The sequence below is a fragment of the Motiliproteus sp. genome (assembly GCF_965230735.1).
In the GTDB taxonomy this organism is placed as follows: Bacteria; Pseudomonadota; Gammaproteobacteria; order Pseudomonadales; family Balneatricaceae; genus Motiliproteus.
In genome coordinates this window covers 187,706-202,719 of the sequence record NZ_OZ246016.1, presented here as the reverse complement: position 1 = coordinate 202,719, position 15,014 = coordinate 187,706, and the positions used below count along the sequence as shown (strand labels likewise).

The 15,014-nt window shown below is 56.2% G+C and carries 14 protein-coding genes; 13 read left to right on the top strand and 1 reads right to left on the bottom strand.

All coding sequences use genetic code 11. The features are described from left to right. Positions 1–90 precede the first annotated feature (90 nt). Positions 91–789: a flagellar basal body P-ring formation chaperone FlgA gene (gene flgA / locus ACO05M_RS00945; RefSeq protein WP_421866790.1), complete on the bottom strand. Its 699-nt coding sequence runs from the start codon at positions 787–789 to the stop codon at positions 91–93. A 106-nt stretch (positions 790–895) separates the two neighbouring features. Between flgA and ACO05M_RS00940 the strand changes: the two genes are divergently transcribed. From ACO05M_RS00940 to flgL, 13 genes are all read left to right on the top strand, one after another. Then, positions 896–1,834, top strand: coding sequence for a chemotaxis protein CheV (locus tag ACO05M_RS00940; protein ID WP_421866788.1), 939 nt, complete (start codon positions 896–898; stop codon positions 1,832–1,834). Positions 1,835–1,892: 58 nt separating this feature from the next. After that, positions 1,893–2,735, top strand: a complete 843-nt coding sequence (locus ACO05M_RS00935; RefSeq protein WP_421866786.1) for a CheR family methyltransferase — start codon at positions 1,893–1,895, stop codon at positions 2,733–2,735. 254 nt (positions 2,736–2,989) lie between these two features. Further along, positions 2,990–3,403: a flagellar basal body rod protein FlgB gene (flgB, locus tag ACO05M_RS00930; RefSeq protein ID WP_421866785.1), complete on the top strand. Its 414-nt coding sequence runs from the start codon at positions 2,990–2,992 to the stop codon at positions 3,401–3,403. A 31-nt stretch (positions 3,404–3,434) separates the two neighbouring features. Continuing rightward, positions 3,435–3,875: a flagellar basal body rod protein FlgC gene (gene flgC / locus ACO05M_RS00925; RefSeq protein ID WP_421866783.1), complete on the top strand. Its 441-nt coding sequence runs from the start codon at positions 3,435–3,437 to the stop codon at positions 3,873–3,875. A gap of 116 nt (positions 3,876–3,991) precedes the next feature. After that, positions 3,992–4,663, top strand: coding sequence for a flagellar hook assembly protein FlgD (locus tag ACO05M_RS00920; RefSeq protein WP_421866781.1), 672 nt, complete (start codon positions 3,992–3,994; stop codon positions 4,661–4,663). Positions 4,664–4,665: 2 nt separating this feature from the next. Then, on the top strand, positions 4,666–6,681 hold the full coding sequence (locus tag ACO05M_RS00915; RefSeq protein WP_421866779.1) for a flagellar hook-basal body complex protein: 2,016 nt from the start codon (positions 4,666–4,668) through the stop codon (positions 6,679–6,681). Positions 6,682–6,886: 205 nt separating this feature from the next. Beyond that, entirely contained in the window at positions 6,887–7,630 is a 744-nt protein-coding gene (locus ACO05M_RS00910) for a flagellar basal body rod protein FlgF (protein ID WP_421866778.1), read from the top strand. Positions 7,631–7,713: 83 nt separating this feature from the next. After that, a complete protein-coding gene (flgG, locus tag ACO05M_RS00905) occupies positions 7,714–8,499 on the top strand; it encodes a flagellar basal-body rod protein FlgG (RefSeq protein WP_421866776.1) in 786 nt (261 codons plus the stop codon). Between the two features lie 29 nt (positions 8,500–8,528). Continuing rightward, positions 8,529–9,212 carry a flagellar basal body L-ring protein FlgH gene (gene flgH, locus ACO05M_RS00900; protein WP_421866774.1) on the top strand — a complete coding sequence of 228 codons (684 nt, stop codon included), beginning with the start codon at positions 8,529–8,531 and terminating at the stop codon, positions 9,210–9,212. A 44-nt stretch (positions 9,213–9,256) separates the two neighbouring features. After that, positions 9,257–10,357, top strand: a complete 1,101-nt coding sequence (locus ACO05M_RS00895; RefSeq protein ID WP_421870816.1) for a flagellar basal body P-ring protein FlgI — start codon at positions 9,257–9,259, stop codon at positions 10,355–10,357. Positions 10,358–10,519: 162 nt separating this feature from the next. After that, positions 10,520–11,527, top strand: a complete 1,008-nt coding sequence (gene flgJ / locus ACO05M_RS00890; RefSeq protein ID WP_421866772.1) for a flagellar assembly peptidoglycan hydrolase FlgJ — start codon at positions 10,520–10,522, stop codon at positions 11,525–11,527. Positions 11,528–11,660: 133 nt separating this feature from the next. Beyond that, positions 11,661–13,697 carry a flagellar hook-associated protein FlgK gene (gene flgK / locus ACO05M_RS00885; RefSeq protein WP_421866771.1) on the top strand — a complete coding sequence of 679 codons (2,037 nt, stop codon included), beginning with the start codon at positions 11,661–11,663 and terminating at the stop codon, positions 13,695–13,697. Between the two features lie 2 nt (positions 13,698–13,699). After that, positions 13,700–14,953: a flagellar hook-associated protein FlgL gene (gene flgL / locus ACO05M_RS00880; RefSeq protein ID WP_421866770.1), complete on the top strand. Its 1,254-nt coding sequence runs from the start codon at positions 13,700–13,702 to the stop codon at positions 14,951–14,953. The last annotated feature ends 61 nt before the right edge of the window (positions 14,954–15,014 follow it).

The following is a 15,014-nucleotide window of genomic DNA, read 5'->3' as shown; positions in this document are numbered from 1 at the left end:
ATATCGAAGTTTTTTTGACGCTCCGGCTAACGCCAAGTCTAACCCAAAGTGGTTTGGATTTCATGGCCAAGGGTATCGCATTAGGAATGCTCAGGGACCTACGCTGACCAGCCCGCTGTCAATGACTCGGGCACGGATCTCACGTCCGGAACGGTTGTTCCTGATCCGGATCTGCTGGCCTTTTCGTCCGTCTTCTATCGCGGTGCCGGTCATCTGGACGCTGACACCGCCGCGACCGGCTTGAATAGAGACACTGTCACCCCGCTTGATCAGTACGGGGGGGCGTAGCAGAGTCGAGTTGATCGGTTGATCGGCATTGAGTGAGCGTTTCAGTTCATAACCGATCACCTCATGCAGCTGATCGAAGTAGCCACCAAGCAGTTTTGACTGATCGCGCCAGGCCAGTCGCAGGTCGTCGGCGGACAGCCGGCTGCCTTTAGCCAGGGGGCGGACACTGACCAGCACCTGCCGGGACAGCTCAATCTGACCGTGCAGGTAGCGCGACCAGCGACGCGGATAGTCGCACGAAGCCTTGATGGTGAAGGCTCCACTACTTAGCGGGCGCTTAGCGTCGAACTGGACCGGGTTGCCGCAGCGTTGCAGCTTCAGATTTCGGCTGCCGGGTTTGAGATTGATGCGCAACTGCACTGAATTGTCGAGTTGCGGCTGAAGCTGTTGCTCGATATGCCGATATAGCTGCTGTTGTAGCGGCTCTGTCTGGGCTTGGGCTGCGATGCTGAGAAGCCCAAAAAACAGACAGAAACCACCGATTAGGCTACCTTTGATCACAGAATTGCCCTATGATTTTTCTGCTCCCGCTCTAATTGTCGTAAGCAATCGAATGGGTGCTAATTTATAGATTTCTACCCTCGATAAGCAAGCCCAGGAGCGAGCTATGGCCAGTGTTCTTGATAGTGTTAACCAGCGAACTCAGCTGGTTGGCAAGAATCGTCTGGAGTTATTGCTGTTTCGGCTGGACGGAGAACAGATTTACGGACTGAATGTCTTCAAGGTCCGCGAAGTGATCCAGTGCCCTAAGTTGACTGCGATGCCGAAACTGAAAGCCGGTGTCAAAGGTGTTGCTCATATTCGCGGCAGCGCCATCCCCGTGCTCGATTTGAGTTCTGCCATGGGGCGCGGCGCCATTGATGATGCTGCCATGCAGGATAGTTTTGTCATTGTGACCGAATACAATCAGCAGGTGCTGGGTTTTCTGGTCAACAAGGTTGAGCGGATCATCAACACCAACTGGGAAGAGATTCATCCGCCGCCCCGTGGGGCCGGTAAGGATAATTACCTGACCGCCGTGACCGAGCTGGACGGCAACCTGGTCGAAATTCTCGATGTTGAGAAGATCCTCGCCGAGGTCGCGCCTCGCTCAGAGGAAGTAGACCCAAATCTGGTCGAACAGGTGCGAGAATCTCAGTCGCAAAGCCAGCATGTGCTGGTGGTGGATGATTCGGTCGTGGCGCGCAAGCAGCTCGAGCGCTGTCTGACCGGACTTGGGGTCGAGGTGACGCTGAAGAACAACGGTAAGGAAGCGCTGGATTACCTGATTGGACTGGCCGAATCCGGACAGAGCATTGCCGATGCTTTCCTGATGATTATCTCCGATATCGAGATGCCCGAAATGGACGGCTACACGCTGACCGCTTCGATCCGTGCCGATGATCGGATGAAGGGAGCCTATGTGATGCTGCATACCTCGTTGAGCGGTATGTTCAACCAGGCGATGGTGGATAAGGTTGGCGCAAACGATTTCCTGGCCAAGTTCCAGCCCGATGAGCTGGCCTCTCGGGTTAAGCAGCGACTGGAGCAGCTAGGCGCCTCCTGATGTTTAAGCCGCCCGTTGGCGGAATACCGTATTAACTTAACGCTAAAGAGTAGCTATTTTGACCAGACCTTTGACCGGTGCCCGTGTACAGATTACCCCGCAGGGTTTCGCGCTGTTTCGAGATTTCCTGCAGGAGGCCTGCGGGATACTGCTGGGTGATAACAAGGAGTATCTGGTCAGCAGTCGCCTCAGTTCAATCATGAACGAGCAGAGTTACTCGACCCTGGATGAGCTGGTGACGGCAATGCGCCGCTCCAGCCGGCTTAAAGAGCAGGTGGTTGATGCTATGACCACCAACGAAACGCTGTGGTTCAGGGATATTCACCCATTCAATATTCTGCGTGATCGACTGCTACCGGAGCTCAGCTCGGGAATGCAACCGCTGCGGATCTGGTCGGCGGCTTGCTCCTCGGGGCAGGAACCCTATTCGATCAGCATGACCCTGGATGAGTTCAAGCGCAGTCGGCCCGGACAGCTCAAGGCCGGCGAGCGGATCGTGGCAACGGATATCTCTCCGACCATGCTTGAGCATGCTCGCCGGGGCACCTATGACATGCTGGCGGTAGGTCGTGGTTTGCAGAAGGACCACCTGTCCCGCCACTTCCGCCAGAATGCCGACGGCGGCTGGCAGATCAATCGCGATATTCAATCCCGGGTCGAGTTCAAGTCGCTGAACCTATTGGGTAACTACAGCATCCTGGGTAAATTCGATATCGTTTTCTGCCGCAATGTGTTGATCTACTTCTCTTCCGATTTGAAGCAGCAGATCCTGAGAAAGATCCACACCCAGCTGAAACCGGGTGGATACCTTTTCTTAGGCGCGTCTGAATCTTTGGGGCATCTGAACGATATTTACGAGATGGTCCACTGCAGTCCGGGCATCATCTATCGCGCCAAATAGGTGTGTCTTGATCCGAACGCTGCCCAGCAGCGTTCCACTCTTCTTCACTCTCCTCGCCATCGTCTGAAACTGACCCGCAGCCGCTTTTTGCCGGCTGCTACCGGCTGAGCGGTTGCCGCCGGGCGGTAACCCGTTGCCGCTTTGTCCTCTGTTTGTAGCTGTTGCTGTCAAAAAATACTTATAAATCAATGCATTTCTCTTGTGGCATTGAAATTGCTTTATTGCTGTTAGAACCGGTATAGGACCAGCACGAGATGGCAATTTCATTTGACTCAGCATTAGGCATTCATCAACAGGCATTGTTGGTTCGTACCCGTCGTGCCGAGGTCCTGGCCAATAACATCGTTAATGCCGATACCCCGAACTATAAAGCGCGGGATATCGACTTTCGCGCCATTCTCGGTGCTCAGACCGATTCCGTTGCCGCACCGGCCGAACCGATGCGTCTGGCTGCGACCCAAACCGGTCATCTGGACGGGGTGATCGACCCGTCCCTGGCGGCCGAGTTGATGTACCGACAGCCGCTGCAACCGTCGGTTGATGGTAATACGGTCGATGTACAGCATGAGCAGGCGGAGTACGCCGAGAATGCACTGGCATTTCAGGCCAGCTTCACCTTCCTGAATCGGAAGTTTAACGGCTTGATGAATGCCATTAAGGGCGAATAAGCACTGACGCGACGGACTTTGGAGTAACCCCATGTCACTTTCAAACATCTTCAATATTGCCGGTAGCGGGATGAGTGCCCAGAGCATTCGCTTGAACACGGTTGCCTCCAATATCGCCAATGCCGAGAGTGTCAGCAGTAGTGTGGATGCTACTTACCGTGCCCGTCATCCGGTGTTTGAGCAGGTTCAACAGCAGGTGATGGCCGGCATGAGTGGTCAATCCGAGATGCAGGTGACCGCTGGTGGTGGCGTCAAGGTCAACGGCATCATCGAGAGTGATGCGCCGCTTCGTAAGCAGTATGAGCCCAATCATCCGATGGCGGATGAGGAAGGCTTTGTGTTTTATCCCAACGTCAATGTGGTCGAAGAGATGGCCAATATGATTTCGGCATCGCGTTCGTTCCAGACCAATGCCGACCTGATGGGAACTGCCAAGGACATGATGCAGCGGGTGCTGCAGCTGGGACAGTAACGAATAACCCGCGTCGTCGGTCCGGACTGATGACGCAATGAACAGGGCTTGAGCTGTGATAACTGTGCTTGAGCCGGAATATCTAGCCAGCGGGACGCCGCCGGTGGGGGTAGGACATGAGTGATATCAACAATGTAAACAACTCCGGGAATGTGTTCCTGGATTTGAACAAGAAAGCCGATGCGAGCAAGACGGAGGCGCAGGAGCAGAGCGACATGTTCATGCAGCTGATGATTGCCCAGATGCAGAATCAGGATCCGACCAGTCCGGCTGACACCTCGGACTACATGAACCAGATCTCGCAGATGAGCATGGTTGAAAGCATCAACAACATGAATCTGACGATGCAGAACATGTCCAACAGTATGTTGTCGAGCCAGACCGCGCTGCAGGCATCGTCGATGGTGGGTAAGACGGTTTATGTCCCCACCACTCAGGCCAAGGTTGGTGATGACCGGATGATTCAGGGAGTGATGGCGCTGCAGACCAGTCACGAAGACGTGCGGGTTAAGGTCTATGACAGCAGTGGTGCCATGATCAGCAATCTGTCGCTGGGAGCACAGGCGGCCGGCGATGGACAGTTTAAGTTTGAGTTACCGGAAGGCTATGACGCCGGTGATTACAAGGTTGAAGTCGAAGCCAAGTGGGGCGATGACTACGTACCGGTGCAGACCTACCTGGGTCGCAATGTCGACAGTGTGAGCCTGGGTCAGAACGGTGTGGGAATGAAAATTAATATCGAAGGTGGCTCGGTCACCTTTGATCAAGTCAAACAGATTGGAGTCTGATCATGGCGTTTAGTACAGCAATAACAGGCCTGAAGGCGTCGACCACCGAGCTTGACGTCACCGGCAACAATATCGCCAACTCCAGTACCGTCGGCTTCAAGTCGGCCCGGACCGAGTTTTCCGATATTTTTGCCACCGTGGTGGTGGGATCCGGCTCGGCCAATAGTCCGGGTTCGGGGGTTATCGTGTCCGATATCGCCCAGGACTTTACCGCCGGTACGATCCAGTTCACCAATAACAACCTGGATCTGGCCATCGACGGTACCGGCTTCTTCCAGCTCAACGATGGCCAGGGGGGGATCACCTATACCCGGGCCGGCGGTTTCGAGCTGGATAAGGACGGCAACGTCGTATCGAAGAACGGTAACTTCCTGCAGGGATTCGGCCTGGATGCGGCCGGCAACCGACAGCCGATCGGTAATCTGGCGGTTTCTCAGAAAGAGAGTCCGCCCAAGGCCACGTCCGATATGGACTTGTCGTTCAATATCGACTCCCGTGCCACGCCCAGTAACCTGGCTTACGATCCGGATGACTCGGCCACCTTCACCTTCAGTACCACCAACAGTACGTTTGACAGCCTGGGTAATGAGAACACCATCAAGTTCGACATGATCGAGCAGGGTGCCTGGCGCGAGCGTCAGAGTATCTCGCTGATCGACTTTGCCGGATTGGGCTTGAATGCCGGTGATAGCTTTAGTCTTGCCGGCGGAACCATCTCGGTCGTTGCCGCAGGCACGCCGCCTGATCCGGCGTTGGGCCAGATCGGTGATGACACCACCGCTGCCAACTTCGCCAGTCGGGTGGCGGCGATCTTCAACGATGCTGCAACCCCGCTGCAGAATCAGGTCGGCTGGGACAACCGTATTCGTGAAGTTTCCGACGACGGCTCCGGTAATCTGGAGATTACCTGGGCCGCCAGTGCGGCCGATGTTCGGCCGGTGGTGTTGAATCATATTGATACCGTGGGTACCGGCACGACAACAGCGCTGACCAATGTAAATACCCAGGATCCGTTCTTCGCTGCCAACAAGGTGGAGTCCTACGCGTTCTCGGTGCCAGCTCCGCCGCTGACCGGTACCAATCCCTTTATCACCATCGGTGCGACCCAGGTCGGTATCAACACGACCATGAGTGCATCGGATATCGTTGATGAAATCATCAAGAACACCAATGCGATCCTGTCCGCCAATCCGGAGATCGATACGATCACCAAGGATTCTTCGACCGGTCAGCTGGTGATCACCTACGATCCCGAGCTGGGGGATGAGCCGACGGTTCCGGTCTCATCAACCAACGTCACCGGATTGACCATCGGTGCCGGTTCGTTTGATGAAACCGGGGATAACTCCTACCAGGGGGTGTATCAGATGCACGCGCTGTTCAACAACAGCACGCCGCTGAACATCGGTCGTCCGCCCCAGCCGGGTAGCGGTTTGACCACCTCCGAAGCGGGACCGATTCTGTTGACCTTCGATACCACCAACGGTCTGCTGCAGACCGTCAATGGTCTGCCGGTCAGCGCGACGGGATCCGCGCCATCGATAACCATCGCCGGCGCCGACCCGGCCAACCCGAACAACACCATCAGTCTGGACCTGTCGGGCACTACCCAGTTCGCGTCGGAATCGATCGTGAAAGCATCGACCCAGGACGGCTTTACCAAAGGGGACCTGATCGGGGTGACCTTCTCCGCGGAAGGGGTCATGGTGGCCAGCTTCAGTAATGGCCAGAACTCCAACCTGGGGATCGTTGCACTGGCCAGCTTCGAGAACCAAAGTGGTCTTCAGCCGGTCGGTGATACCGCCTGGTCTGCGACCCTGGCCTCCGGCCAGGCGATTCTGAACCCGCCGGGAACCGGTCTGAACGGTCAGCTGCGATCGGCGGCATTGGAGCAATCCAACGTCAACCTGTCAGAAGAGCTGGTGGCACTGATCGAGGCGCAGCGTAACTTCCAGGCTAACTCGAAGACGTTGCAAACCGAGAACCAGGTGACCCAGACGATCCTGCAGATCAACTAAACCGGTTCAGTTGAGCTGAACTGACGATTCGAAGCGGCCGTTATCACGGCCGTTTCGTCACACCTTCAAGGCACGGCCCGAGTTGTTTCGGACCGTGCTTTTTTGCGTCTTGAAAAAATTGGCACTGTTGTTGCTTTATTCTCGGTAGAGCGCGTAAAAGCGGCAATCGACAACCGCCGTCGATTGCGAGAATGAGGACAAGTCTTTGGACAAGTTGCTGTTTCTTTCGATGACCGGGGCCAATCAGACGATGCTGGCCCAGGCGTCACATGCCAACAACCTGGCTAACGTCAACACCACCGGATTCAAAGCCGACCTGGCCCAGGCTCGCGCCATGCCTGTGATTGGCGAGGGTTATCGGTCAAGGGTTTACGCCATGACGGAGCGCCCGGCTACCGACCTTACCGAAGGGGTCAATGAACACACCGGGCGGGAACTGGATGTCGCCGTGCAAACACCAGGCTGGATCGCAGTGCGTGGACGCGACGGCAATGAGGCCTATACCCGTGCCGGTGCCCTGCACGTTGATGCCGCCGGACGTCTGCTCGATGGCAGAGGATTGCCGGTGCTGGGCGAGGGCGGAGACATCGTATTGCCACCCAGCTCCAAAGTAGAGGTCGGTGCGGACGGCACCATTACGGTCCGGGCAACCGGCGATCAGCCGAACGCCTTGGCGGTGGTGGATCGGATCAAGCTGGTCAACCCGGATCCACAGGCTTTGACCAAAGGTGAGGACGGTCTGATGCGCCTTAAGGCGGGCGGGCAGGCAGGGTTGGACCCGGAGGTCAGAGTGGCTTCGGGTTTCCTGGAAACCAGTAACGTTAACGCGGTGCATGAACTGACGTCGATTATCGACCTGTCCCGTCGATTCGAAATGAATATCAAGATGATGCGTGATGCGGAAGAGAACGCCGAAGCCGCAGCGCGGATTTTGCAGAACTTAGGCTAGAGCCAGCCCGTAGGGGCCAACGAACAATAACTTAGCAAGTCATCACAGTGATCGGTTGGTGATCGCTGTAGAAGGGGAAAATTATGAACGGAGCCCTGTTTGTCGCCAAGACGGGACTGAGCGCCCAGGATACCGCGCTGCGGGTTGTGTCCAACAACCTGGCCAATATCAGTACCGACGGGTTTAAGCGCGATCGTGCGATCTTTGAAGATCTGATCTATCAAGTGCAGCGTCAGCCTGGCGCCCAGTCGGCGGATGGAACCGAGCTGCCTTCCGGCTTTCAGCTGGGTACCGGGGTGCGGGTAGTCGGCACCGAAAAAACCTTTACCCAGGGCACCATCAATGTCACCAATCAGAACCTGGATCTGGCCATCGAAGGTGACGGCTTCTTTCAGATCGCGTTGCCCAACGGGGAAACCGGTTATACCCGCAGTGGCCGTTTCCAGCTCAACTCCAGCGGCCAGATGGTCAATGCCCAGGGTTATCTGCTGGATCCGACCATCACCATCCCCGCCGATGCCACCTCCGTGACTATCGGTAATGACGGTGCCGTGTCAGTAACTCAGGCCGGTAGTTCGGTGGCAACCCAGGTCGGCCAGATCACCCTGGCAGATTTCACCAATCCGGCCGGTTTGCAGTCAATCGGCGGCAACCTGTTTCAGGAAACCGTCTCCAGTGGTGCGCCGACAACCGGTAACCCGGGATCCACATCCTTTGGCGCAACAATCCAAGGAGCGTTGGAAAACTCTAACGTCAACTCGGTCGAGGAGCTGGTCAACATGATCCAGACCCAGCGAGCGTTCGAGATGAACTCCAAGGTGATCTCGACCGCCGATCAGATGTTGTCGTTCGTGACCCAGCAGCTTTAATCGCCCGTGGGATTAACAGGTAGATCGCTATGAAAACCAACTACAAGGTTCTGACATTCATCCTGGCAGCGTCACTGCTGGGTGGTTGTGCGCAAACGCCACCCAAGCCTGACAACCCCTATTTTGCCCCGGTTCCACCGGCGGCGATGTCGGCTCCGAAACCGGTTGATGGTGCGATCTTCCAGGCCGGCCATAGTGTCTCCCTATACGAAGACGGCAACGCCCGTCGAGTCGGCGATATTCTTACGATCGTATTGACCGAGCGGACTCAGGCCAGCAAGTCGAGCGAAACCGAGCTGGAGAAGGACAGCCAGCTGTCGATCACGGCGCCGACCATCCTCGGGTCGCCGCTGTCGATCAACGGTAACGAGGCCAGTTTCAGTCTGCCTGGTGGGACCCGTACTTTTGAGAGCACCGGGGATGCCGATCAGAGTAATAGTCTGAGTGGCGACATTACCGTTACCGTATCCGAAGTGCTGCCGAATGGAATCCTGCGTGTTCGGGGTGAAAAGTGGATGACACTGACCAGCGGGGATGAATATATCCGTGTCAGCGGCCTGGTTCGACCCCAGGATATCAAGCCGGACAACACCCTGGACTCGGTCAAGCTGGCGGATGCCCGGATTACCTACAGCGGTACCGGTGAGATACACGATACCAACAAGCTGGGCTGGTTTACCCGCTTCTTCTACAGCCCGCTGTGGCCGTTCTAATTCAATTTGATATGGCTTTGGCAAGTCCAAGCAGGTAGCTGATGATGACAACAACAACCCGTAATCTACTGATCTTGCTGCTGAGTACGCTGGTTAGCGTCGGTGCCCAGGCGGAGCGGCTCAAGGATATTACCGATGTGGCCGGGGTACGGCCTAACCAGCTGGTTGGCTATGGTCTGGTGGTCGGGTTGAGTGGCACCGGTGACAAGGTCAGCTTTACCTCCCAGACCTTCAGAAACATGTTGACCCAGTTCGGTTTGACGCTGCCGCCGGGAACCAACCCGCAGTCCAAGAATATCGCCGCGGTGTCGATCCATGCCGAGCTGCCGCCGTTTGCCAAACCGGGCCAGTTGCTCGACGTGACCGTCTCCTCGATCGGTGACGCCTCCAGCCTGCGCGGCGGCAGTCTGCTGATGGCGCCGCTGAAAGGCGCCGACGGTCAGGTCTATGCGATGGCCCAGGGTAATCTGGTTGTAGGGGGATTGGGTGCCGAGGGGCTGGACGGTTCGCGGATCACCATCAATGTCCCCAGTGTTGGCCGGGTTCCCAGTGGGGCGACGGTGGAACGATCGGTGCCGACACCCTTTGCCCGTGGCGATCATTTGGTGCTGAATCTACACACCCCGGACTTCACCACGTCCCGCCGGGTCGCAGAGCGGATCAACGGCTTGCTGGGACCGGAAGTGGCGACCTCGGTGGATGCCACCTCGATTCGGGTGCGCGCCCCCCGTGATGCCAGTCAACGAGTCACCTACCTGTCGGTGCTGGAGAATCTGGAGGTCGAACCGGCCGCCGAGGTTGCCAAGGTGATCATCAATTCACGCACCGGCACCATCATTATCGGTGAAAATGTGCGGGTGTCACCGGTTGCCATTACCCATGGCGGGTTGACAGTTTCGATACTGGAAAACCCGGAAGCCAACCAGCCCGGCGCTTTTGCGGGTGGCGACACCGTGGTGGTGCCGCGAAGCGGCATCGAAGTGGATGAAAACAGCGGCCATATGTTCTCGTTCCAGCCAGGGGCTTCGCTCAACGAGATTGTCGAAGCGGTCAATCAGGTTGGCGCTGCGCCCGGTGATCTAATGGCGATTCTTGAAGCTCTGAAACAGTCGGGGGCGCTGAAGGCTGAGTTGGTGGTGATCTAACCGGCTTATCGAAAAAGTCACTAGGGTCTGGGTCCCAGGCCCGCTCTGTACGCCTGGATTGGCAGTGCAAACCGGGCAGTCTCTGTCTGTCGAGAAAGTTGGCATTGGTTATGCATTAAACAGGTATGGCGGCGCGCAATTGCCGCTTTACCGGAGCCAAGCATGACCAGCAACGACCTTTCCATCAAGTCATATACCGATCTGAATGAGCTGAATAAGCTTAAGCAGGCCAATCGGGATGACGATCCGCGTGCCTTGAAGGCGGTGGCGGAACAGTTCGAATCGTTGTTCCTCAATATGCTGCTCAAGAACATGCGTCAGGCCAACGAAGCCCTGTCTGAAGGCGGGCTGTTCGATAGCAGTGAGAGCAAGTTCTACCAGGAGATGCTGGACCAGCAGTTGAGTGTTTCCCTGTCGTCGGGCAAGGGAATTGGTTTGAGCGAAGTGCTGGTTCGTCAACTGACTCCCAGCAGTCATCCGATAGAGGTGGATCAACAGAAAGTTATCCAACCTAATCAAACGGTTAATCATGCTTCAGGGGATCTTGCTGCGCTGCTGCAGCAAGCGCGGATTCGCTCACAGCAGGAGCAGTTGGGGTCTGCGGCGGCGGTTGGGTCCGACCGTAATACTCAAGTGAAGGGTAACGAAGTCGCTGAACTGCCGGATCGATTCGAGTCTCCGCAAGCTTTCGTGCAGTCGATGATGCCAATCGCTAGACAGGTCAGCGCCGACAGTTCCGTTGATGCGGAGGTGTTGGTGGCCCAGGCGGCACTGGAGACCGGATGGGGCAAACATTTGCCGCGTCGAGCCGACGGCGGCAACAGCTACAACCTGTTCGGCATCAAGGCCGATCAGCGCTGGCAGGGTGATCGGGTCGCCAGCAACACGCTGGAGTTCCGTGACGGGATTACGCAGCAGGAGCGGGCTTCGTTCCGTGCTTACGACTCCTATCGGCACAGTATGCAGGACTATCTGGCTTTTATCAGTGAGAGCCCGCGTTATCAACAGGCACTGGGCCGGGCCGGTGATAGCCACAGCTATATCGAACAGCTACAACTGGCCGGCTATGCAACGGATCCGGCCTATAGCAGTAAGGTTCAAGGCATTCTGAGCAGCGATCTGTTTCGTAATGCGTATCAGAAAGTATCGAAGGGTAGTACTCAAAGTTAGTACTCAGAATTAGGACTCAAAACAGTACCGAGAGTTGAGCGTAGCGGTTGGTCGGTCGAGATAGCGACAAACGACATTTAGCGACCTGATCCAGCCCGCGCAATAAACGTAGTAATCTCTCAGGAGGTTTAACATGACCATCAATATCGCTCTGCAGGGCCTAAGTGTTGCCCAGCGTGGGTTTGAAGTGGCGAGTAACAACATCGCCAACGTTAATACCCCCGGCTACTCGCGCCAGCAAATCGATTTAAGTTCTCGCGCGGCTCCCGAACAGGGAGTGCAGATTCTCAGCATCAATCGGGTGGTGGATCTGTTCTCGCAACAGCAGCACTGGAGCAGCTCGGCGGCTTTTCAGTCTTCCGACGCCTTTGCCTTCTATGCCGGGCAGTTGGATAACCTGTTGGCCAACTCCAATACCAGCCTTTCCGCTTCGCTGGACCAGTTCTTCAGCGCCTTGCAGACCGGTGTGGATGACCCCTCATCAATTCCCAACCGTGAACTGATCCTGGCTCAGGCCGATGCGACGGCCGAACGTTTTGTCGAGGTCGATCGTCAACTTCGGGCCCAGAACGACGCGGTCAATACCAAGCTCAACAGCGCCACCGATGAAGTCAATCAGATGGCCAAGATCGTAGCTGATCTGAACGACCTTATCCGGTTGGCGGATTCCCGGGGGGAGCCGGCCAACGAGCTGAAGGATCAGCGTGATCAGATGATCATGGGGCTCAGCGAGAAGCTGGGGGTGACGGTTCAAACTAGTACCGGCAGTACCGATATCAATCTCTATGTGGGCAACGGTCAGCCGCTGGTTATCGGTGGTAATGCCAGTACCGTGACCTATAGCCAGGGCGATCCGGATATCAACGACGTGGATATCCACCTGTCGATCAACGATAAGCGAATCAAGATCGATGATCAGATTAACGATGGTGAGATCGGTGGTCTGTTGCGGATTAAGGATGAGCTGCTGATCCCCTCCTGGAATGAGTTGGGGCGCTTGGCCATCGTGTTTTCCGACACCATGAACGAGCAGCATATCAAGGGCGTGGATATCGATGGTCGGATGGCCAATGAGCTGTTCAGCGATCTGAAAACGACCGGTGAAGTCCGCGCCTTCAGTACCAATCAGAGTCCGATGAGTTCGCTGTCCGATGTGGTGATTCGGGATACCTCCTTGCTGAACGCCAGTGACTACGTGGTCAAGTTCGGTGAAGGCAACTCCTTTACCGTGACCCGGAAATCCGACGGTCAGATCTTTACCCAGAACGATTTCACCGCTCGCAACGGTGCGCTGGCAGCTGACAGTTATCAGGATATGACCCTGGATCAGGACGTTGCCAATGGTACGCTGCGATTAAATATCGATGGCATCGACATCGATCTGAGGACGGCTAAAGGCGAGGCCTTCGGCGAGAATGACCAGGTGTTGATCATGCCGGTTCGGACCGGAGCTGAGTCGCTCAGTGTCGAATTGAAGTCGGGGCGCGAGTTGGCCTTTGCTTCACCGGTTCGGGCAGAGACGGCGGAAGACAATCTGGGAACCCTGAGCGTTGATGGAATTATCATCCAGGAACCGACCAATTTCGGCCAGCAGGGAAGCGCAGTGTCGATGGAGTTGGCGTTGGTGAACAACCCGCCGGTTCAGATCGTGTTTAATGCCGACGGAACCTATAACGCCTTTGATGTCAGCGATCCGAATAATCCGATCGCGTATGTATTCGATGACGGCAGCGCGGCGACGAATCGCACCTACACCGAGGGGCAGCCGATTCAGTTTAACGGCTTTACCGCGACGGTCAGTGGAAAACCGTCGGTCAACGATAAGATCGATTTTTCGCCCAACACCGGCGCCGTCAGTGATAACCGTAATGCGCTGCAGCTGTCCAACCTTCAACAGGCTGAAGTGATTGAGGGGGCGACCTATCAGGACAACTACGGGCGCCTGATCGAACGGGTTGGTACCAGCGCCAGCGTGGCCAATATCAACCTTCAGGCCAATGAAACCATCATGCGTAATGCCGAAGCGGTTCGTAACGGAATCTCCGGCGTTAACCTGGATGAGGAAGCGGCCGATATCATTAAATTCCAGCAGCAATATCAGGCGGCGGCGCAGGTGATCAATACCGCACGCAGCCTGTTCGATACTTTGCTGGCATCTACTGGAGGCTAATCATGCGTGTATCCAGCCTGCAAATTTTTCAAAACGGTGTCCGTAATATTCAGACGGGCCAAACCAACATTGCCAACCTGCAAAACCAGATTTCGACCGGCAAGAAGCTGATCAGTCCGGCGGACGATCCGGTGGCGGCGGCGCAGATTCTGAAGCTTCAGCGAGAGCTGACGACCACCCAGACCTACAATGAGAACATCACGGTCTCCGAGCGACGCCTGAGTTTGGAAGAGCAGACCCTGCAGCAGATTCAGAATGCGTCGGACCGGGTCCGAGAGCTGGCGATCCAGGCAAACAACGGCGCCTTGACCGATGCTGACCGTAAAGGCATCGCCGGTGAGATCCGTGAGATGCAGACCTTTATCCAGGGGTTGATGAACACCCGGGATGCCCAAGGGGAATACCTGTTCGCCGGAGCCAAAGGTAAGACTCAGCCGTTTTCAAACGATGGCAGCGGTGTCTACGCCTACAACGGGGATGATGAAACCCGTTTGATTCAAGTGGGTCCGGAAGTTTTCACCCAGAGCACCGACTCGGGTCGAGATATCTTTCAGACCATTCAGGTAGCCGCTGCCAATGTTCAGGCTCCGGCACCGGCGGGTTACAGCGTTTCGGTGTCCGAGCCGGAGGTGTTCCGCAATTACGTTAACTCCAACGGTCGTAGCGATCTGACTCTGGAGGTGGTCGCCGGTACCAATCCAGGCGATCCTGCCACCTATACGCTGCTGGACAGTGACGGCAATCCGGTCAAAGGGACCTCGGGCAATAATCTGAGTGGCACGGTACCCGATGGGTTGGCACCGGTGACATTGGATCTGAGTCTCGAAATCGGCCTGAGCTTTGCTGTGACTCCGCCGGCGGGTGGCTCCGGCACGACCGATGATCTGGTATTCACTCCGGATGTTCCCCGGCGCAATATCCTGACCTCCATTGAGAATCTGATAGTCTCGCTGGAAGCCGGAGGGACGGCCGATGAAGTTAACCAGGCGGTGACAACGGCCTTGGATGAGCTGGAACAGGGACAGGAGGGCATTATCAGTGCCCAGACACAGATGGGTGGGCGGCTGAGTACGCTGGAAAATCAGCGGACCATTAATGAAGACTTCGAGATCTTTACCAAAGCGGCGCTGTCGAATCTGGAAGATCTGGATTATGCCGAAGCGATCAGTGCCTTTAGCTTCCAAGAGGTTGCCTTGCAGGCCGCCCAGCAGACGTTTGCCCGGGTTAATAACCTGACGCTGTTTAACTTCCTCTGATCGCGATTACGCGCGAAATAGAATGACGCCGCTGTGCAGGGATGCCAGCGGCGTTGTTGTT

Bases quoted from the DNA above. Each gene is read 5' to 3' on its own strand.
- flgC (WP_421866783.1), top strand. From the start codon at position 3,435: ATGTCACTTTCAAACATCTTCAATATTGCCGGTAGCGGGATGAGTGCC.
- flgG (WP_421866776.1), top strand. From the start codon at position 7,714: ATGAACGGAGCCCTGTTTGTCGCCAAGACGGGACTGAGCGCCCAGGAT.
- flgJ (WP_421866772.1), top strand. From the start codon at position 10,520: ATGACCAGCAACGACCTTTCCATCAAGTCATATACCGATCTGAATGAG.
- flgB (WP_421866785.1), top strand. From the start codon at position 2,990: ATGGCAATTTCATTTGACTCAGCATTAGGCATTCATCAACAGGCATTG.
- ACO05M_RS00940 (WP_421866788.1), top strand. From the start codon at position 896: ATGGCCAGTGTTCTTGATAGTGTTAACCAGCGAACTCAGCTGGTTGGC.
- flgK (WP_421866771.1), top strand. From the start codon at position 11,661: ATGACCATCAATATCGCTCTGCAGGGCCTAAGTGTTGCCCAGCGTGGG.
- flgH (WP_421866774.1), top strand. From the start codon at position 8,529: ATGAAAACCAACTACAAGGTTCTGACATTCATCCTGGCAGCGTCACTG.
- ACO05M_RS00920 (WP_421866781.1), top strand. From the start codon at position 3,992: ATGAGTGATATCAACAATGTAAACAACTCCGGGAATGTGTTCCTGGAT.
- ACO05M_RS00895 (WP_421870816.1), top strand. From the start codon at position 9,257: ATGACAACAACAACCCGTAATCTACTGATCTTGCTGCTGAGTACGCTG.
- ACO05M_RS00915 (WP_421866779.1), top strand. From the start codon at position 4,666: ATGGCGTTTAGTACAGCAATAACAGGCCTGAAGGCGTCGACCACCGAG.
- flgL (WP_421866770.1), top strand. From the start codon at position 13,700: ATGCGTGTATCCAGCCTGCAAATTTTTCAAAACGGTGTCCGTAATATT.